Here is a 20,451-nt window from a genome sequence, read left to right on the forward strand (position 1 = left end):
AAATATTAAAACTGAAAATAAACAAATTCCTGTTGCTTTCCAGCAAGTAGGAAAATAGTCATCGCAAGTCCGTAATACAATGCCAATCGCATTACTTTTGGTTTACGTTTCCAAAAAACTTCGATTGCGTAGGTTTCCCTTCTTCCCTGCCATTCCATCACTATTAGAAATAAAATCATCGTGAAGGCAATTAAAAAAGTAGTCCGCAAATCTGTGTCAATCTCAAGAATCGGCATTCTTGTAAACATGCCTTTTAAGTAACTGGTAGCGTTTTTCAAATCTTCGGAAATGAACACCACCCAAGCAATTGTGGTTAAGAAAAAAGTAAATAACATGGCGCCCAATTCTTTTAACTTCGGAAATGTGCTGTGCATGGCTACTACTTCTAAATGATTTCTATTTCGGCCCAACAAAAAATAAGGCACAAAATAGAAAGCGTGTATCGCACCCCAAACGATAAACGTCCAATTCGCGCCGTGCCAAAATCCGCTAACAATAAATATGATAAAAATGTTTCTGATAGTCTTTACCGTACTGCCGCGGCTTCCACCTAGCGGGATGTATAAATAATCTCTAAACCAAGTGGAAAGTGAAATATGCCAACGGCGCCAAAATTCGGCAATATCCCTCGAGAAAAACGGATAGGCAAAATTTTGCGATAATCTAAATCCAAATAGCTTTGCCGTACCAATCGCAATATCACTATATCCTGAAAAATCACAATACCACTGAAAATGAAATAGAATCGCTCCCAACCACAATGTGCCCCCAGGCATCACTTCGTGATTTTCATAAATGGCGCTCGCTACCATCGCACAATTATCTGCAATCACCATTTTTTTGAATAGTCCCCAAAGCATTTGCTTTGCACCTTCGGCAGCATAATTGTAGTCAAATTTCCGCTTTGCGAAAAACTGAGGAAGCAAATTAGTAGCTCTCTCAATGGGGCCCGCTACCAACTGCGGAAAGAAACTTATAAATGCAAAAAACGAAATGGCATCTTTTGTTGCTGGCATTTTTTTACGGTACACATCAATGGTGTAGCTCATGGTCTGGAAGGTATAGAAACTAATCCCAACGGGCAGGATAATCGCTAATCTATCGACAGTAAATGGGACACCGAGTAGTGTAAAAGCATCAGTAAAACTTTCAGCAAAAAAATTATAGTATTTAAAGAACCCAAGAAATCCAACGTTCATAAAAACACTTAAAAGTAGTAATGCTTTTCTGGTTTTTGGGGCTTCTGTTTTTAATAATTGGAGTCCTACAAAATAATCGATGCAGGAACTAAAGAGCATTAAAAATAAAAATCGCCAATCCCACCATCCATAAAAGGTGTAACTGGCAATAAGTAATAATGTATTTTGGTATTTTAAAGGTTTGCTCGACAGTGCCCAATACAATAGAAAAACGATGGGCAGAAAAATCGCAAAATCAATGGAATTGAATAGCATGTAACATGAGTTTTAGAGGATTTTGAAAATCCAGCTATTCAAAAATTAGTTTTAAAAATTATAAACCACTTCTAGATTGTATCCCTTTAATTGAGTTCTCGCTTGGTCAATATCTTCAGTAAATCCTAGCATATAACCACCTCCACCAGAACCGCATAATTTGAGGTAATATGCATTGGTGTCAATTCCTTTTTTCCATAGTTTGTGAAACTCTGCAGGAATCATGGGCTTAAAGTTATCCAGTACTACTTTTGATAGTTGCTTTACATTAGAGAAAAGGGATTTTACATCTCCTTTTAAAAAATCGGTAACACAAGCATCTGTGTGTTTTACAAATTGGTTTTTTAACATATTTCTAAAGCCTTCCTGCTTCATGCTCTCCATGAAAATCTGTACCATAGGAGCTGTCTCTCCAGTCATACCGCTGTCCAACAAAAACACAGCGCCTTTTCCGTCAACTGTTTGCGAAGGAATATCCGCGCTTTCAATATTGTCTTTGCTATTGATTAAAATAGGCAAACTCAAATAACTATTTAAGGGGTCAAGACCAGAAGATTTACCGTGGAAAAAAGATTCCATTTCGGCAAAAATTTGTTTGAGCTCTAATAATTTTTCCCGGGTAAGATTTTCTAAAACGGTAATTTTATCTGTAGCATATTTATCATAAATCGCTGCTACCAATGCGCCACTGCTCCCTACGCCGTACCCTTGCGGAATGCTACTATCAAAGTATAATCCCTTTTCCACATCTGCCTTCAAAGCCTCTAAATCAAAAGAGACGAGTGCAGAATCTCCTGCTTGCAAATTTTCCAAATACACAGCAAAACGACGTAAACTATCGTTTGACTTTATGGTAGCAATCGTACCATGCTCATCAATTTTTAAAGCACCGTTATAAAAATTATAAGGAATAGATAAACCTTTAGAGTCTTTAATTATGCCGTACTCACCAAAGAGTAGGATTTTTGAATAAAAAAGTGGACCGCGCATTTGTAGGGATTAAGGGCTAAAGTTAACATTTTTTATAATAACTCCACCGTGAAGCACAAAGATACTGAATTATTGAAAAATTTTTAAATATATATTTGAATTAGAAATTGAGTTGAAATTTGTAACTTTCAATAAATAAGCAACTTAGTGTCTTTTTAAAATAAACTGATATGAAAACAATCAAAAAACTTATCGTCTTCGCGCTATTTGCAATAGTCTTTTCAACGTATGGGCAAACACATACGTGGATTCAAAACAATGGAAACACTAATTGGTCAATTGCTTCAAATTGGAGTGCCAACTCTGTGCCTAATAGCACAAGCGACGTTTTAATACCAGATGGTTATGAAGTTGACATCACTACACCCTCAAGTGCCAATAGAATTTTTTTACAAGGCTCAGCGCAACTAACTGTTAGTAATAATTTGACCTTGCAGGAAGGAATGGATATTGATATCGTCGCCCAACTCAACTATAGCGATGGTACAATTACTGGAGGAATAATTGAAAACGAAGGAGTTATTAGATTTGAAAATCCGCAACCAAAACTAATCTCAAATGTCGTCATCAATAATTACAACCTCATGTATTTTGCCGACTCAAACATCGTAAATATCGGCAATGGCAGTATCATCAACAATACCTAAACCGGCATGATGGAAATGCTCGCCAATGGAGGTTTGACAAGACAAGGCACTACTGATGCTACTTTGAATAATTTTGGGAGCATTCGCAAGTTTACTCAAAATGGAGATTTTGGGTCTTTCTACATGATTTTTGATTGTAATAACCACGGAACAATTGAAATAGCAGCTGAAAGTCAATTTCTTTTTATAAGTCCGCAGGCAAATTTAATCAACCACGAAAATGGAATATTGACAGGCGATGGCGTTTTTGATATTACTGGTTTTTTTACAAATAATGGTTTTATCTCCCCAGCAGGAGAGGAAAATACTGGAATGCTAAGTTTTTTTAATGTCCTTGAGACCTCCCAAAATTCAGTTTTAGATATCAATGTTACTCCTACAGAAAACGATGTTATTTCTATGTCTGGCAACGTTGACTTGCTCGGAAATATTAACGTGCGAATTGATGCCGAAAACGCAACTAATTTTGAAGTTGGACAAGTAATCACCATTTTAACTGCTTCAAACGGAATTGACACTTGTAATTTTCCATCCCAAATACAATCTTTTGACAATGATGTCTCTGTAGTTTTTAATGTTTTTTGTGATGGAAATACACTCAAATTAGAGGTAGACGAAGTGCTTTTTTTAGGTGCAAACGATTTTCAAACGAATGCTCAGTTTAAATTATACCCAAACCCAGTTTCTCAAAATGAAAATGTGACCATCGAGGCATCCGCCGAAATTTTAAGTGGGGAAAAAATAGCCATTGTTGTCTATGACGTACTAGGAAACGTTATGGAATACACTCCAACTATTTCGGCACAGAGCGCTTTTTTTACATTAGAAAACGTAGCATCGGGTCTCTATTTTGTTCAATTGAAAGATGAAGATTTGGTTGTTGCGACTCGCAAACTATTAGTGAAATAGTAGCAATTTATTTACTTCCTTAAAATTTCCGAAGATATTAAACATTGTACAACCTCAGTATTTACTGGGGTTTTTCTATTTACTTAAAATAATTTTAAAATATGTGATGACATAATGCGAGTAGTTGCGATGTAGTGGTATAAAACAAAAATTAACCACTTTATATATCGCATTATGAAAACTTCACGTAACATTTTAATCTTAGTACTCATCGCAAACACAATGACTTCGTGTCTTTTTGGAACTTCAAGCTCAGAACAAGAATCTGATTTTGGTTATGAAAACGAAATGGCTTTCAACAACCAAACTGGTTTTGAACAAAGCCTTAACACACAAACAAACGTTTCGTACCAAGAGCGTTCCAAAAACACTAGAAATTCAGAAAACCAATCCTTCACAAACCAAAACAACGGCGGTACAAAAAGCTTTGGTCTTGTTGACCCATCGACTGGGCAAACCTTCGGGAGTATGCCCATACCTGCATCATGGCAACCATCGCGAAACTCAAAAGAAACCTATTTAGAAGGTCCTGGCGGAGTAAAAGTGTATAACGACATGTCTAACTTTTTTCACTATTCAAATAATGCGACATACAATCAAATCATACAACAAAACGGAAATCAGCTGAAGAGAACCATGACCATGGAGCAATTTTTCAATAATGAGTTCTTACCCATGGCTCAAAAAGAAGGTGCAAAGTTAGTGCGCAAAACGGCTTTGCCTGCCTTTGCACAAAGAGAAAGACAAGTTGACGCTATGTTTTTTAAAGGCATGCCTGAGCAAACTCAATTTGAAGCGATGCTAACAGAATGGATAGACAAAGATGGAAAACCAGGATTAATTGTCATCAAACATAGAGTTACAGATTATGGACAAGGAAGACAAGGTTGGGGATATACCTACAGCGGAATGGACGCAGATAAAAATAGCTATGAGCAGGCAAAAGCAGCTTTTCTATACGCTTTAGAAAACGTACAGCTAAACCCACAGTATGTGCAGGCTATGAATCAGAGAGCTCGCCAGCAATCGCAACAAACGGCACAAAATCATAATTCGCGTATGGCTCAGATTAGAAGTTATGGCGATGCACAAACTAGATTGAGCCAGACATACAGTGACATCAGCGATATTAATCACAAAGGCTATAAGGACAGAAGCGCTACACAGGCAGCAGGACATTCAAAGTATATAAATAGTATTAACGAAGTGCAAACAGGAACTGTAAATGGAACCACATATCAAGTTGACGGCTATGCGAACAACACGTGGGTCAATCAAAACAACGAATACATCCAGAGCGACAATTACAATTATGACCCTAACTTGAACACAGATACAAACAACAGCAACTGGGAAAAAATGGATTATACAGACGATGGCGGCTGGTAATTATCAATAAACCAAAAAGACATGCAAGAATGATTGTTTGTTTTTGATAGGAAAAGACCCTTCAGTCGAGGAGCTGGAGGTCTTTTCTTTAAAAATTAAAATTCAGAAATATCTTACAAAGAACACTTTAGATTAAAAAAACAAAACTCATTTTAAAAATATTGGTATCTTTCCTTTACCATTTATGAAGGAAAATATCCACATCGAAAAACAACTAGAGCTCGTTCAGGCAATTAGGTCGAACGACCAAAAAGTATTAAAAGCGCTCTATCAAAAAAATTATAAAAAAGTGGAACTTCATATACTTCAAAATAGCGGCTCAACAGCAGAAGCAAAAGATATTTACCAAGAAGCATTCTTGGCGATGTATCAAAATGTCAAGGCTGAAAAATTTACGCCAGAGAGTGAAACCGCGCTGCAAGGCTACTTATTTACTATTGCGAGAAATAAATGGAGAGACGTACTGCGCTCATCGCGATTTAAAAAAACCTCCACCATTGATGATACGAGACATGAAATGGAAGATGATTTTGATATGGACGCTTCAGCGGAAACAGAACAACAACAGCAACTTTCACTCACCATGGAAGCTTTCAAAAGATTAGGTAACGAATGCCGAAACCTGCTGAAACAGTTTTATTTTGAAAATAAATCGATGCGAGATATTTCAGAAGAAAATAATCTGGCCGAAGCTTCTACCCGAAATAAAAAATACCGTTGTATCCAAAAATTAAAAGAATTAGCCCTTTCCCCAAATTAAAAACAAGTGAATAATTTAAATAACATTTCCGAAGCACAACTCACCGCAATTGACCGCTATCTTGATAGCGAAATGACCGCGGCCGAGCGACTTGAGTTTGACACAAAGTTAAACGAAGACCCTATTTTCAAAGGGCTTGTGGACGAAGTACGTCAGCTAAGATTGGGGATTGAAAGCGCTGTTTTAAAAGAGCAATTAAATGATTTTCATGAGGAAATGGTTCCGGTGAGAACGCTGGAAACATCTCAAACCAATTCAAATAAAAAATCAAAAATACGCAGTTTAATTCCTCTTTCTATTGCAGCTTCAGTGGTCGCAGCTATCGGGATTTTTATGTTCATGAATCAAGGCAGTTCAAATGAAAAACTATTTGCAAAACACTTCAAAGCAGACCCAGGATTACCCACGGTAATGAGCACTTCAAATCAATTTGAGTTTTATGACGCAATGGTGAGTTATAAGCAAGAAAACTACGCTGAGGCAATAGAAAAATGGGAAGCTATTTTACCCATTAAACCCGAAAATGACACCTTAAATTTTTATTTAGGAGTGAGCTATTTGGCCGAAGGAAATGCTAAAAAAGCATCTCAATTCTTTGATGAAACATTAAAAAATTCAGAAAGTATTTTTACTGAAGATGCCTATTATTTTGCTGCCTTAGCCGAAATAAAAAATGGAAATATTGAAAACGCTAAAATCCTATTGAAAAAAAGTGGATCGCAGAAAAGTAATGCACTATTAAAGGAACTTAACAAATAAAAATGATGAAATGGTTTACTACATTGGTATTTGCCATTTCTATTTTTAGTGGCCTACAAGTAGCGGCACAAGAGGAAGGCACTGCACTGTTGGACAAGCTCATTTCAGAAAAAAAATTAAAGGAAGCGTCCCAAACGTTAGACTTGATTATTGAAAAATTTAAAACCGCCGAGCAATATGATTCGCTTTCAGATTACCCTTATTACGTGGGCAACATTGCTTTATTGCAATATGACAATAAAACGGCAAAGACAAAAGCTGAATCTTTCTACGGAAATTTAAAAAATTTGACAAATGACCCTGCTGTTTTAAGAAAGGCATGTATGAGTCTCGCATCATTATACGATCTGTTAGGTAAACCAGAATTGGGATATAAAATCAATGAGGAAGCTTTAGCGTACACATCAAAAATTCCAAATGCTACTGGAAGACTTTACGGAGTTATTCATAGCAATCTTGGTACGAGTGCCCTTCGAAATGGTAATATTAAAACCGCCATTGAGCAATATAGACTAACACTTAAGAGATACGACAGCGATAAAGCCACAACTCAAAAAGATTATTACTTTGGATACTCATCAATGGGAACTGCGATGTATTATTCTTCAAAAATTGACAGCTCAATTTATTATTTTGAAAAAGCTATTGATGCTGTTAAGAAATTGGATACCTCTGCCATTAATCGTTACCATCGCCCATCTATTTTATATAACAACATAGCGGGATTGTACAGCATGGAAGGCAACAATGACAAAGCGTTGATCGCGATGAAGTCATCACTTTCTATGATTCAAAAATTTATAAAATCGGGTGCAGAAGATTACAAGGTAAGCGATTCTAAAAGAGGCTATTATCAAGGAATTGAAAATTATGCGGGTCTTTATCAAACCATGGGCGATTATAAAAAAGCACATGATTTATTGGTATATGCTGGAAAACTCAAGGAGCAAAATTTACCCAGCGACAGTCCAGAGATTTTTAAATCTAAAGTGCTTTTGGGAAACTCTAATATCCAACTCCACAACTATGAAAAAGCAGCAGAACAGCTAGATGAAGCCATTGCTTTAATCAAAAAAAGTAACGGTAATTTTTTAACTTGGAATTCAGATGCTCATTATGGAAGGGCTCAACTTTATGAAGCTTTAGAAAAACCTATTGAAGCCGCTGCATACTATAAAATAAGTGAGCAACTATTTGAGCAAGCGCAAAGCGAAACGTATGATGAAAACTACCTCAACTTTTTAAGAGAAACAAGCCTGTTTTATGCAAAGAACAAGAATCAAGAACAAGCTATTTCCAACGCAAAAAAAGCCTACAATTATGTATTGAGTGTACAAGGTAAGAACTCGCTACCCGCAATTAAAGAGACATTGAATATGGCAGAGGTATATAACAAACTTGATTCACAAGAGATAGCTCTAGAGTATAGTACGGCAACGATACATATAATAGATAGTATTATAAATTCTGAAAACAAAAGTGCAAAAGCAACCCGTTTTCAACTTTTAAAACCGAAAGCTTTATTGCTAAAAAACCAAGCGAATTTATCACTCGAAGAAAATAAAAGTGGTACTTTTTTAGAAACCATTTACAATGAAAATCAAACAGCGCAAAACATTTTAGAAAAACAAAAACTTGAAATAATCACACCTGAAAGTATAGCTATTCTAAATAACGAGAACAATACTATTTATGATTTTTCAAAAAAAATAGCACTGGAATTATACAATAAAACAAAGGACTCAAAATACCTTGATAATATTTTACAATTGCACGAAGAAAATTTGTACAACCGAATAAGGTCAAGGCTTAACGGACTCAAAGCACTCAAATTCTCAAACGTTCCAGAGCATATTTTAGTAAAAGAAGACTCACTAAAAAAACAATTGAACGCGACTGAAAATGGAATTGAGAATTACATCAAAACACAAGAAGAATGGAAAAGGTTTATTTCAGATATAAAAAAAGAGTATCCAAAATATTTTGAGTTGCGCTATGGAAATAAAACGGCGACAATACCCGAAATACAAGAGAAAATACGACTTGATCAAACCGTCGTCAGGTATTTATTTATTGAAGATAATCTCTATGTTTTAACACTAACTCAAAACGAATATCAATTTCAAAAGCTTAGTGCTGATGCTCTTGAAAATTCGATTAAACAATTTCAAAATGAGGCGCATAACGCAAACAAAGTTACAGAAGCCGCACACAATCTGTACAGTAAACTATGGCAGCCCATTGAAAAAAACATTAAAACAAAACGAGTAACAATAATACCGGACGGAATATTATTTAATCTTAATTTTGAAGTATTAACTCCTATAAAAATTAATACTTTGGAAGGTTTTAAAACTGACTGTCTACTTTCCAAACATGCATTTTCCTACAATTACAGTTTACAATTATTTGTGGATCAACAAGAAGAAGGAGTCTATGAGGACAACTATATAGGTTTTGCTCCAGGTTTCTCGAGCTCACTTAAAGAAGTGTACAAAAAAACCCAAGAAGATTCTATCGGTCTAGATTTTGAATATTTAAGACTACTTCCTCAGCCTTTTAGTCTGGAGACCGTTATAAATGCAAAGAAAAAATTGGGCGGAAACATTTTTACCGAGGACAACGCTTCCGAAGAAAATTTTATTTCAAATGCTAAAAATCACAAAATAATCCACATTGGCACGCATGCCGAATCGAACAATATCTACCCAGAGAAATCGAGATTGGTATTTGCAAAGAGCAATGATAATGATGACAATTATCTTTATAATTATGAAATTTACAATACAAATCTCTCGTCAAATCTTGCAGTCTTAACCGCCTGCGAAACTGGAAAACCCAGCTATCAACCAGGCGAAGGAATGTTATCATTAGCGCACGCTTTTAATTATGCAGGAAGTGAAAGTATGCTCACAAGCCTTTGGAAAATTGATGAAAAATCCAGTGCCGAAATCACTTCTTATTTCTACGAAAATTTAGAAAAAGGACACCCAAAAGATATTGCGCTTCAAAAGGCAAAATTGAAATATTTAGAAACGGCGGAAGGTAGAACGTTAGCTCCTCAATATTGGGCAGGATTGGTATTGATTGGAGATACTTCCCCCATCGAAATTAAAAATCACTCGTATTTATGGCTCATTCTAGGTGGTATTTTATTGATACTATTGGGCATATTTATCCTTCGGAAATATCTATTGAAAAGCTAAAAATTCACTAAATGATTTTCGCCCCTAAACCAACACTATCATGTATGTACTCCCCATTTTTACAAAATGTCGCTAATCCATCAACTATAAATTTTTGAACTTGTTTTTTTTCAGCTTCTGGATAAAGAACATGAACGTTAGCGCCGGCGTCTAATGTAAAGCACACATTGCTATTGGTTTCATTTCGATACTGCCAAATACGATTGATAATTTCCAGCGTATTGGGCTTCATCAAAATAAAATAAGGCTGGCTCGCCATCATCATTGCGTGCAACTGCAACGCCTCACTTTCCACGATTTTTATAAAGGCTGAAATGTCACCACTTTTAAAAATATCAATGAGTTTTGAAAGATTAGAATTTGCCTCTTTAAACCGCTCAGCAGCGTACGGATGGTTGTGCATCAAATCATGCCCCACGGTACTGCTCACCTGTTTCTCACCTTTATCAACTAATAAAATTGTGTCTTGATAATTACTGAAATTTTTATGAACTTCGCCTAAAAATTTTGTCCCGAAGAGATTACTACTTCCTTCAATTTTAGGGTGTTTTCCCCAAACCACGAGCGGCCCTTCAATACTACGAGCAGCACTTCCCGAACCCAATCGAGCAAGAAATGACGCTTTTTGTAATGATTTTCTCTCTGCCCCCTCGAACTCAGTCAAGAGATTTCCATCAATCAGTGCATTTTCCAGTTGCACTAAACAAACCGCCAATGCACTCATACCGCTTGCCGACGATGCAATCCCGCTACTATGCGGAAAACTATTACTCGTTTCAATCTTAAACGAATATGCTTTCAAAAAAGGAAGATAATTTTCAACACGTTCAAAGAATTTTAAAATTTTAGGTTCAAAACCTGTTTCTCTTTTTCCGTCGAGATACACTTCAAAATTAAAAGTTGAGGCATCTTCTTTCTTTTCAAAATGTAGTAAAGTCTTAGTACGGCACGCACTCAAAGTAAAACTTACCGAAGCATTTTGAGGCAACTGTTCGCCATATTTTCCCCAGTATTTTACTAACGCGATGTTACTCGGCGATTGACAGGAAACGGTTCCTTTTTCTAAAGAATTTGAATACGATTTAGGGATAAAATATGCTTCGGTCATGTTAGTATTTTCTTGGGATAAAGATACAAAATTAGGTTTCTGAAAACATTTCAATCCATGAAACAAAAAAGGTATTGATTTCGCTAGTATTGTTACTATATAAATGATTTTCTTTTCAAAATTTGTTTAGTTGAAGGGTTTTTCTGAAATTTGACTAATTGAAACAATATCTTTCCATAGCACTTTTATTTATATTCTCTATCAACATTGGTGGAAGTTATCTGATTTTTAAATTTCAGCAACGCCAAATTAGAAGAGAAATCATTCACAATATTAAAAAGGGAATCCCAGATAGTGAACTTACAACCATCGTCGTAAATTCTGAAAATCAACATGAACTCACATGGGAAAATGATGAAGAGTTTAGATATAATGAAATGATGTATGATGTGGTTCATTTTGAAAAAACCGATTCAAAAACCACAGTATATTATTGTCTTACAGATGCGGAAGAGTATCAATTAATTGCCGATTTTGAAAAAGACGCAAAAAACAACAAGAAAGACAAATCTAAAAACCGAAGGCACGCTCCCGTAAAGGCATTCAAATACGTAACAAAAGAAAACGTATTTGCGCAACAAGAAGGTATTTGCTTTTCTAAGAAAAAAGAAAAATCACTGTTTTTTTATAACAGTAATCTTACCCAAAGATGGCTTGAAGTTTCAAGTCCTCCACCCAAACAAATTTTATAGTTAATCCACTAAAGCATTGATTTGCTTTTTAGCTGCGGCGGCATACTAGTGTATGTTCGCCCGCACTTTTTGTTACACTATAAAATTTAAAAAATGATAAAATTATATTTATCCCTTTTTGGGATACTCCTTTGTGCACCAATATTTGGACAAAATGCACAACTAACAGGAAAAATTATAGACGCCTCAAATAACATAGCTCTTTCTGGCGCAAAAATAGAATACAACGGTGAGACCATTGCAACTTCAAACAACAATGGTTTTTTTACAGTGCCTTGTAATGGAAGTATGACCTTAACCATTAGCTACATTGGCTACAAAACCAATATTGTAAAAACAACTAATTGTAATGAAACACTAAACGTTGCATTAACCCCTTCTCTAAATGACTTAGATGAAATCCAAATTACGGGAGTAATAAATGACAATAAAAGGCAGATTGAAAAACCCATTTCTGAAGTCCAACTGGAAAGTAAAGAACTGGAACGAGGTGTGGGATTATATCTTGACGACGCAGTTAATGCAAACGTTCCAGGTGTTACCCTTACCCGCCGTGGTGTGTCCTCGGGTCAACAATTTAATATTCGCGGCTATGGAAATGGTGTAGGCTTTAGAGGTGCATCCAATAACTTTGATGGTCAGGGTTATAAAGTATATTACAATAACATTCCAATTACAGATGCCGAAGGTGTCACTCTTTTAGACGACATAGATTTTGGTTCTATAGGCGATGTGGATGTGATAAAAGGCCCTGCGGGTTCTCTATATGGATTTGCAATTTCTGGAGTGGTAAACTTAAAAACTATTCAACCCAAAATTGGCGAAACTTCAATAAGTCAAAAAGTAATTGCTGGAAAGTATGGCTTGGCAAGATTTACCACACAGTTTCAAACAGCGACAAACGAAACTTCTTTGTTGTTGAATTATGGGCATCAAATTTCGGATGGTTTTTTTGTGCATAATGCTTCTTCAAAAGATTTTATCAACGCTGTTTTTAATTTCAAGCCAAACGAGCGACAAACGATTAGCACATATTTTGGATTTAGCAATAGTTATGACCAACGCGCTGGAGAATTAACAATCGACCAATTTGAAAATCAAGATTATAGCGGTAATGAACGTTATATTAAAAATGACGCGCATAGCGAAGTAATCAGTTTTAGAGCAGGATTAAGTCATACGTATTCTTTCAATAATTGGTTGTCAAATACTACAACCGTTTTTGGATCTGGTTCAAGTAGTAATACTAGTTCTGCGGGAGGCTATTCAGAAAAAAATCCTGTAAATTATGGAACACGATCATCGTTCGACCTCTCTTTTGATCTAAGCTCTGAAATTAGTCTAACCGGGAGCACAGGTCTTGAATTTCAAGAACAACAAGCAAAGGTCGTAGGATATGGAATGGTAGAAAATCCCTCAAATCCTGAAGGATATAATATCATTGGAGCCGCCCGAAGCAATCAATTTGCACGTTCAAAAACATATACATTATTTACGGAGTGGGTTTTAAATTTACCCTACGACGTGTCTATAACCGCAGGGTTAGGGAGCAGCTCAATGTTTTTAGACCTTGAAGACCGCTTATACGACCCTACAAGTTCAAAAGCGAGAACTGTTTCGGCAGATTATAAAAACCTTGTATCGCCACATTTGGCTGTCAATAAAATTTTTAACGACAATCTCTCTATTTATGCTTCTTACAGCAAAGCGTATAATGCACCGGTAAGTGGCAATGTAATAATCTCGACTACCGGAACACTCAACACCGGACTGGTTCCAGAGCAAGGAAACCAATTTGAAATAGGTAGTAAAGGTGTTTTGATGAACAACCGTCTAAACTATCAATTGGCACTTTTCCAAGCTATTTTTAAGGATAAATTTACTTCGGTGGCAGTTCCGTTGGATCAAAATACTACGGCGTATAGCTATATCGCCAATGGTGGGCAACTCAACAATAAAGGGGTTGAAGCTTTACTAAAATACAATGCTTATCAATCCAACAGCGGATTCTTTGTTAGTGTGGATCCTTATATTAATGCATCGTATTCAGATTTTAAATACGAAGATTACACCTACGAATCTGTTGACAGAGACGGCAATATTTTCTTTGCAGATTATAGCGGTAATGATGTTGCAGGTGTTGCTCCAGTGGTTTTAAATGCTGGTGTTGATTTTAACACGCTTCCCGGTCTCTACGGAAATATTAATTATAGTTACCGTGATGCTGTCCCCTTTACATCAGACGGGCTCAACGTTGCCGATTCCTTTAGTTTACTGAATGCTAAATTAGGATTCAGAAAAAACGTTGGGAAATTCAATATTGACCTTTATGCCGGGGCGGATAATATCACTGGCACTCAATACTACAATATGTTGTTTATAAACCAATTGGACGACGCATATATCCCTGCACCGCTAGATACTTTTTTCTACGGTGGCCTTCAGGTGAAGTATAATTTATAAATTTTATCTGCGGAAATGTAAGTCACATTTCCGCAGATAATTAAATTCAAAAAAGATGAAAAAGATACTAATTATCATACCAATACTTCTGCTTTTTTATAACTGCGGAAGATTTAAAAATGAAGACAAAAAAGAGGAAAACGAAGAAAGAATTGTCTGCATCTCTAAACAATACAGCGAAATTATTTACGCCCTTAATGCCGAAGAAAATATTGTTGCCGTTGATGTTTCGAGCACATTTCCGCCTAAAATAAAAGAACTTCCAACCATTGGATACCACCGCGCACTCAGTGCCGAAGCTATTTTAGCAATGAAGCCAACGCTCATATTGGAAGATAACAATATAGGGCCAGAACACGTGATAACCCAATTAAAGGAGTTACAAATACCTATGAAGCAATTTGGGCATTATGAAAATACCATTGCAGGGACAGACTCATTAATAACTGAAATGGGACGATATTTTAATGCCGAAACTAAAGCAGCACAGCTCGTAGAAACTTTAAACTCAGACATGGAAAAAGTGTTGAACAATATAAACTCCTTTCCAGAAAAGCCAAAAGTATTGGTCATCCATTTTGGACAAGCTTCAAATATTTATTTAGTGATGACACAATCGAGCACAGCGGGAAAAATGATAGAATGGGCGGGCGGCACTATGGCTGTTGAAGGCGAGCGTGGAATGATGCAACTATCACCAGAAGTTATTGCAAAATCTGACCCAGATGTTATATTACTGACTGATTTTGGCTACGACCGTCTTGAATCTAAAGAGCAAATAGTATCCTTACCAGGCGTTGCAACCACGAGGGCATTTAAAAATGGTCGTGTCTATCGCGTAGAAGAGCACGATATGGTTTATCTGGGGCCAAGAACGGGTAAAAATATCCTCAAGCTACAACAACTTATATATAAAAATGAAGGTGTCCAATAGTAAAAACACATATTTATCCACTATCCTTTTTTTGCTTTTAGTAATTATACTACTAAGTTCTATAAGATATGGTGCTGTTTCTTTGTCGATTGATGAAATTTTTTCGGCATTACAAAAACAGTTTACGCTCGATGATACGATGAACCTCAACGAACGTATTTTTATGTCTATACGCTTGCCAAGAGGTATATTGTGTGTATTTGTAGGAGCAAGTCTTGCCGTTGGCGGCGCATTACTCCAAGGACTTTTTAGAAATCCCATTGTTGAACCTGGACTCATTGGCACTTCAAGTGGGGCGGCTTTTGGGGCTGCACTTTATTTTGCCTTAGGTGCTACATTTAATTTTAATGCGGGTACTTGGACATTGCCTTTTGCTGCATGTTTGGGAGGTGTTATTTCTACAGCACTTGTTTTCTTATTATCACAATCAAGACATGATGGAAAAAGTTCTATTGTCACACTTTTACTTACCGGTATCGCTATCAATGCATTGTTTTTGAGTGGTGTGGGATTTTTAAGTTATATCGCCAGAGATCCACAAGCTAGGTCTATCGTATTTTGGAATTTGGGCACCATGAGTGGTGCCAATTGGTCATCGGTTATTATTGTTGGTATTACTACAGTTTTTGGAATTCTAATTTCTTTAAGGTATGCAAAACATTTAAATGCATTGATGATCGGAGAGGAAGAAGCACAATTTCTAGGTATCAACTTAAAATCGCTCAAATGGAAAATACTACTCATCAACATAGTGATGGTTGCTGTGGCGACCGCCTTTGTAGGAGTGATTAGTTTTGTTGGTCTTATTGTCCCACATCTTTTACGCATTATCAACGGATCAGACAATCGTTTTTTGATTCGTAATAGTGCCATTTTGGGAGGACTATTATTGTGTTCGGCAGATTTACTTTCTAGAATGGTATTACGACCCGCCGAATTACCCATTGGCATTGTCACTTCAATAATTGGAGTACCCATTTTCATTATTCTTTTGAAAAAGAAAAACTATCTATTTTAATGATACGCGTACAATCCTTAACATACAAAATAGGTAACAAACCCATTCTCAATGATGTCAATGTTACCTTTAGACCTGGCGAACTCAACCTCATCATTGGTCCCAACGGTGCTGGAAAATCTACATTGGTCAAAGCTATTTGTAATCAAATAAAACCGCACGTGGGAACCGTTTTCTACGGAAACGAAACTATAAAACAAAAATCAAATTTAGAACTCGCCAAAATTCGCGCGGTATTGTCCCAAAATGTAGATATAGCATTTCCATTAAAAGTCAAAGAAGTGGTCATGATGGGGCGATATCCGCATTTTTCGGTAAAACCCACAAAAAAAGACGAAGAAGCCTGCAAACAAGCTATGGAGTTTTTTGATGTTCTCGATATGTCCGAAAGAGAATACCCGACGTTGAGCGGAGGAGAAAAACAACGCGTACATTTTGCAAGAGTAGTCTCGCAACTATGGTTTCCTGTTGAGGGGCAATGCAGGTATCTTATACTTGACGAACCACTCACTTTTTTAGACACCTATTATCAATTTCAATTTATGCACAAGATTGTCGAATTGCTCAAAAGTAAACATATTGTCGTTGTGGGAGTTGTGCATGACCTCAATTTAGCAGCAAAATTCGCAGATCACATCGTTCTAATAAAAAACGGGAAAGTAATCGCCTCTGGAGATAAACATGAAGTTTTGAGTGTCAAGAATATAAAAGAAGCATATGGTTTACAACCTGTGATTCATAAAGATAAAGACTCCTTTTTTATGTTTTTCGAATAATAATATTAAAGAATCATCATTTTCACGATTGCATTCATGGTTTTATAATTTCGGGAAGTGGCGGTCACTTTCAATTTATTTTCAAAAAAATTATTGCTCATTTTCGCCTTTCCCGCACCGTGAATTGGATAATAATAAACACACCTCTCTCCCATAAAAAATGCTTCATTGGGATAACTATATTGAGATAAAACTTTGATATTCTCTTTATTTGGGTTTGAATCTAACAACGTGAAATAACTTTTCTCTTTTACTTCTTCTGAAAAGGGACACGCATTAAAAATATTAGAAATTTCCGAAGCCTTAAAAACCAAAACAGGTACTTCCCAACCATATTTGCTAGTAATCGCAGTTTCAATTTGCTTTGCAACAACCTCACTTTTAGCTTCCGAAGTAAATATCCAATTTCCTGTGTGGAGATATATTTTAGGATTCGTAAAACCAAGCGTAAGAGACATTTCTAACTGTTCCGCCTTAGTAAATTTCTTGTGACCACCAACATTGATGCCGCGGAGGAGAGCGATGTAAGTTTTCAAAATCTAAAAATATTTTTCATCTTTTAAGTTTACTCTCTATTTTTAATCTCTGCCTTTCTCATGGGCATTTGATCAATGAGATTAAAGAAAGCTGATGCGGGTTGCGGGGAAGTTGCTTCGTATTTTTGAGTTCCGTCAAGCCCAATTAGAGACACAGTAAATTCTTCAATTTCAAATTCACTATTTATAGATGGAATGATTTCCTCTTTAAAATTTGTAGTATAGCCAGTGTTTGTAACGTGATAAACTATCAATTTTCTGTCTTGAAGATTCATAGTCTCATCTGTTAAATAACTCAGCTGTAACGCTGCTTTTTGGTTTTCAAACGTGGGAGAGGAAATGATGATAAGCCTATTTTGCCATTGGTGTTTTTTCAAGTCTTGAGCGTTCATAACAAAAGAAATTAAAGTGATAAATAATAAGAAATATTTCATGCTTAAAATTACGCTTTGATTTCTTAAAGTAGTTTTAATGCTTTGCCAAAGTTTGCGCAACAATATATCCTCCCGTCCATGCATTTTGAAAGTTGAATCCTCCTGTAATGGCATCGATATTTAAAACTTCGCCAGCGAAAAATAGATTGGGATGCAATTTACTTTCAAAGGTTTTAAAGTTGACCTCCTTTAAAACAACGCCTCCTGCCGTTACAAATTCTTCCTTAAAAGTACTTTTCCCATTGACTTCAAATTGAGAGGCTACCAATTGGTTGGCTAAATTTTGAAGTTTCTTTTTAGAAATATCTGCCCAAATTTCTTCTTCGGAAATTCCCGTTGCTCTTAAAAGGCTTTGCCAAAGTCGTTTTGGCAATTCAAACTGAGCATATTTGAAAAGTGTCTGTTTTGGATTCTCTAATTTCATCGCTAAAAGATTTTCCAATAGTTCCATTTCCGAAGCATCCTGCAACCAGTTTATTCGTATCGTAAACTCATAATTCATCGTTTCTAAAACTCGTGCGCCCCAAGCAGATAATTTTAAAATCGCCGGTCCGCTCATTCCCCAATGTGTGATCAATAACGGGCCTTCACTTTCTAGTGCTACTTTACCATTTTCGTTGATGACTTGCACCATTACATCTGTCGCAACACCCGGAAGTTCAGCAATGCGACCATCTTTAATATTGAAAGTAAACAGCGATGGCACTGGCGGAATAATAGTGTGTCCTAGATCTTCGAGTAATTTCCATACTTTGGGATTGCTTCCCGTTGCGATTACTATTTTTTTGGTTTTAAAGGTTTCAGTTGCTGTAGTAATATGCCAATCTTCTTCAGTCTTTGAAATCGATTTAACGGGATGGCTTTTGAGCAACGTTACTCCAAGCCTAGAAATTTCAGCAGTAAAACAATCAATAATTGTTTGCGAAGTATTGCTCACGGGAAACATGCGCCCATCGTCTTCAATTTTTAATTCCACACCTCTTTCTTCAAACCACGTAATGGTATCGCCCGTCATAAATGAGTGAAAAGGGCCGAGCAATTCTTTTTCTCCACGAGGATATTTTTGCGAAAGTGGTTTTGGAACAAACTCGGCATGCGTAACATTGCAACGACCACCACCAGAGATTTTGACCTTACCTAAAACGTCTTTTCCTCTTTCTAGAATGGCAATGCTTAGTTTCGGATTCTTTTCGGCAGCGTTTATTGCTGTAAAAAACCCAGCGGCACCACCACCCACAATAATGACATCAAAGTTGTTAAGCATCTGCCAAAATTAGTCATAAATATTTGAGAATCCGTTACTTTTACAACCATGATTATTCTCTACATCATCAGCTTCATTTTTATCATTTCGCCATTCTTGCCGGCGACGGAACATCCTCATTGGTTTTTTAGAACTGCCGATTTTGTGCGCCTTCAATCCATTGCAATTGAGGTTATTTGTTTGTCATTATTGGCGTACTTCGGAAATTTTAACGCGGTATTTGACGTTGTTTTAATGGCACTTTTATTTGTTGTAATCATCTATCAATTTCTAAAAGTGTATCGATATAGTTCGCTAACAAAGGAACAGAGCATTCATGGAGAAAGCGAAGGAATGGTTTCTATTTTTGCCGCAAATGTGCTTCAATCAAACAATAGATATGATTTGCTTTTATCTGAAATAGAAAGCCATGATCCAGATATAGTGCTTATAATGGAAAGTAATAAGGATTGGGAAAATGGAGTTTCAGAAATAGAAAAAAAATATCCAAATACTGTAAAAATACCTTTAGAAAATTTTTATGGAATGCATTTGTACTCAAAGCATGAGCTATCTAACATTTCGACACAATACCAAATAGAGGAAGATGTTCCATCAATCTTTTTCGACTATAAATTAACCGAGGGAACGAATATCTTTTTTGCCTGCCTCCACCCGGCACCTCCCAGTCCTACAGAAAACGAAACGAGCAAAGAACGTGATGCTGAGCTTATGATTACTGGAAAAATCATTAGAGAAAGAAATATGCCCACCATTGTTTGTGGTGACATGAATGATGTGGTTTGGAGCAGAACGACACGATTGTTCAAGAAAATGACAAGTATGATTGATCCTCGTGTAGGTCGCGGCTTCTTCCCCACCTATCACGCAAAATATCGTTTTATGCGTTTTCCCTTAGACCACCTTTTTCATACAGAGGATTTATTTGTAGGTAAAATGGAGCGGTCAAAAAATTTTGGTAGTGATCACTTTGGGATGTATTATGAAATACATAGTAAAAAAAAAGTAGCAACACCAAAAACCAAACCGTTAGAACATGAGGATGAGGAAAGAGTGGAAGAAATTTTAGAAATGGTTTCTTCAACAAAAAATTATTGTTATTCATAAATGAC

At 36.3% G+C, this 20,451-nt stretch carries 18 protein-coding genes; 12 read left to right on the top strand and 6 right to left on the bottom strand.

Annotated elements, in window-relative coordinates:
* Positions 1-5: 5 nt before the first annotated feature.
* Both ACSHW7_RS00835 and ACSHW7_RS00840 read right to left on the bottom strand, forming a co-directional pair.
* Positions 6-1,454 carry an MBOAT family O-acyltransferase gene (locus ACSHW7_RS00835; protein ID WP_435677419.1) on the bottom strand — a complete coding sequence of 483 codons (1,449 nt, stop codon included), beginning with the start codon at positions 1,452-1,454 and terminating at the stop codon, positions 6-8.
* Positions 1,455-1,505: 51 nt separating this feature from the next.
* Entirely contained in the window at positions 1,506-2,444 is a 939-nt protein-coding gene (locus tag ACSHW7_RS00840; RefSeq protein WP_435677420.1) for a mevalonate kinase family protein, read from the bottom strand.
* 170 nt (positions 2,445-2,614) lie between these two features.
* Here ACSHW7_RS00840 and ACSHW7_RS00845 point away from each other — a divergent pair, with 170 nt between their 5' ends.
* The 6 genes from ACSHW7_RS00845 (at position 2,615) to ACSHW7_RS00870 (ending at position 10,114) form a co-directional block, all read left to right on the top strand.
* Positions 2,615-3,091 carry a hypothetical protein gene (locus ACSHW7_RS00845; RefSeq protein ID WP_435677421.1) on the top strand — a complete coding sequence of 159 codons (477 nt, stop codon included), beginning with the start codon at positions 2,615-2,617 and terminating at the stop codon, positions 3,089-3,091.
* Positions 3,092-3,097: 6 nt separating this feature from the next.
* Positions 3,098-4,000 carry a T9SS type A sorting domain-containing protein gene (locus ACSHW7_RS00850; RefSeq protein ID WP_435677422.1) on the top strand — a complete coding sequence of 301 codons (903 nt, stop codon included), beginning with the start codon at positions 3,098-3,100 and terminating at the stop codon, positions 3,998-4,000.
* Between the two features lie 174 nt (positions 4,001-4,174).
* Positions 4,175-5,389, top strand: a complete 1,215-nt coding sequence (locus ACSHW7_RS00855; protein ID WP_435677423.1) for a hypothetical protein — start codon at positions 4,175-4,177, stop codon at positions 5,387-5,389.
* Positions 5,390-5,573: 184 nt separating this feature from the next.
* Positions 5,574-6,149 carry an RNA polymerase sigma factor gene (locus ACSHW7_RS00860; RefSeq protein WP_435677424.1) on the top strand — a complete coding sequence of 192 codons (576 nt, stop codon included), beginning with the start codon at positions 5,574-5,576 and terminating at the stop codon, positions 6,147-6,149.
* A gap of 6 nt (positions 6,150-6,155) precedes the next feature.
* On the top strand, positions 6,156-6,908 hold the full coding sequence (locus tag ACSHW7_RS00865; RefSeq protein ID WP_435677425.1) for a tetratricopeptide repeat protein: 753 nt from the start codon (positions 6,156-6,158) through the stop codon (positions 6,906-6,908).
* Positions 6,909-6,910: 2 nt separating this feature from the next.
* On the top strand, positions 6,911-10,114 hold the full coding sequence (locus tag ACSHW7_RS00870) for a CHAT domain-containing protein (RefSeq protein WP_435677426.1): 3,204 nt from the start codon (positions 6,911-6,913) through the stop codon (positions 10,112-10,114).
* A gap of 7 nt (positions 10,115-10,121) precedes the next feature.
* On the opposite strand, the gene ACSHW7_RS00875 is transcribed toward ACSHW7_RS00870, so the two are convergent.
* Positions 10,122-11,222, bottom strand: a complete 1,101-nt coding sequence (locus ACSHW7_RS00875; protein WP_435677427.1) for a diphosphomevalonate/mevalonate 3,5-bisphosphate decarboxylase family protein — start codon at positions 11,220-11,222, stop codon at positions 10,122-10,124.
* 158 nt (positions 11,223-11,380) lie between these two features.
* Between ACSHW7_RS00875 and ACSHW7_RS00880 the strand changes: the two genes are divergently transcribed.
* The 5 genes from ACSHW7_RS00880 (at position 11,381) to ACSHW7_RS00900 (ending at position 17,105) form a co-directional block, all read left to right on the top strand.
* A complete protein-coding gene (locus tag ACSHW7_RS00880; protein ID WP_435677428.1) occupies positions 11,381-11,914 on the top strand; it encodes a hypothetical protein in 534 nt (177 codons plus the stop codon).
* A 93-nt stretch (positions 11,915-12,007) separates the two neighbouring features.
* A complete protein-coding gene (locus tag ACSHW7_RS00885) occupies positions 12,008-14,377 on the top strand; it encodes a TonB-dependent receptor (RefSeq protein ID WP_435677429.1) in 2,370 nt (789 codons plus the stop codon).
* Positions 14,378-14,432: 55 nt separating this feature from the next.
* The gene (locus tag ACSHW7_RS00890; protein ID WP_435677430.1) at positions 14,433-15,311 is read left to right on the top strand and encodes a heme/hemin ABC transporter substrate-binding protein; all 879 of its coding nucleotides are present in this window, start codon (positions 14,433-14,435) and stop codon (positions 15,309-15,311) included.
* Between the two features lie 31 nt (positions 15,312-15,342).
* Positions 15,343-16,329 (top strand): FecCD family ABC transporter permease, encoded by a 987-nt coding sequence (locus ACSHW7_RS00895; RefSeq protein ID WP_435677431.1) that lies wholly within the window; start codon positions 15,343-15,345, stop codon positions 16,327-16,329.
* Positions 16,329-17,105, top strand: a complete 777-nt coding sequence (locus ACSHW7_RS00900; RefSeq protein ID WP_435677432.1) for a heme ABC transporter ATP-binding protein — start codon at positions 16,329-16,331, stop codon at positions 17,103-17,105. Before ACSHW7_RS00895 ends, ACSHW7_RS00900 begins: the two co-directional genes overlap by 1 nt.
* A gap of 5 nt (positions 17,106-17,110) precedes the next feature.
* Here the strand turns inward: ACSHW7_RS00900 and ACSHW7_RS00905 are convergent, their stop codons facing one another.
* The 3 genes from ACSHW7_RS00905 to ACSHW7_RS00915 are packed head-to-tail and all read right to left on the bottom strand — an operon-like array spanning position 17,111 to position 19,339.
* On the bottom strand, positions 17,111-17,641 hold the full coding sequence (locus tag ACSHW7_RS00905; RefSeq protein WP_435677433.1) for a DUF1697 domain-containing protein: 531 nt from the start codon (positions 17,639-17,641) through the stop codon (positions 17,111-17,113).
* A gap of 29 nt (positions 17,642-17,670) precedes the next feature.
* Positions 17,671-18,075, bottom strand: coding sequence for a DUF4174 domain-containing protein (locus ACSHW7_RS00910; protein WP_435677434.1), 405 nt, complete (start codon positions 18,073-18,075; stop codon positions 17,671-17,673).
* A gap of 34 nt (positions 18,076-18,109) precedes the next feature.
* Positions 18,110-19,339: an NAD(P)/FAD-dependent oxidoreductase gene (locus ACSHW7_RS00915; protein ID WP_435677435.1), complete on the bottom strand. Its 1,230-nt coding sequence runs from the start codon at positions 19,337-19,339 to the stop codon at positions 18,110-18,112.
* A 48-nt stretch (positions 19,340-19,387) separates the two neighbouring features.
* Between ACSHW7_RS00915 and ACSHW7_RS00920 the strand changes: the two genes are divergently transcribed.
* Positions 19,388-20,446: an endonuclease/exonuclease/phosphatase family protein gene (locus ACSHW7_RS00920; RefSeq protein WP_435677436.1), complete on the top strand. Its 1,059-nt coding sequence runs from the start codon at positions 19,388-19,390 to the stop codon at positions 20,444-20,446.
* The last annotated feature ends 5 nt before the right edge of the window (positions 20,447-20,451 follow it).

Origin of the sequence: Patiriisocius sp. (assembly GCF_051252435.1) — a bacterium.
GTDB lineage: Bacteria > Bacteroidota > Bacteroidia > Flavobacteriales > Flavobacteriaceae > Patiriisocius.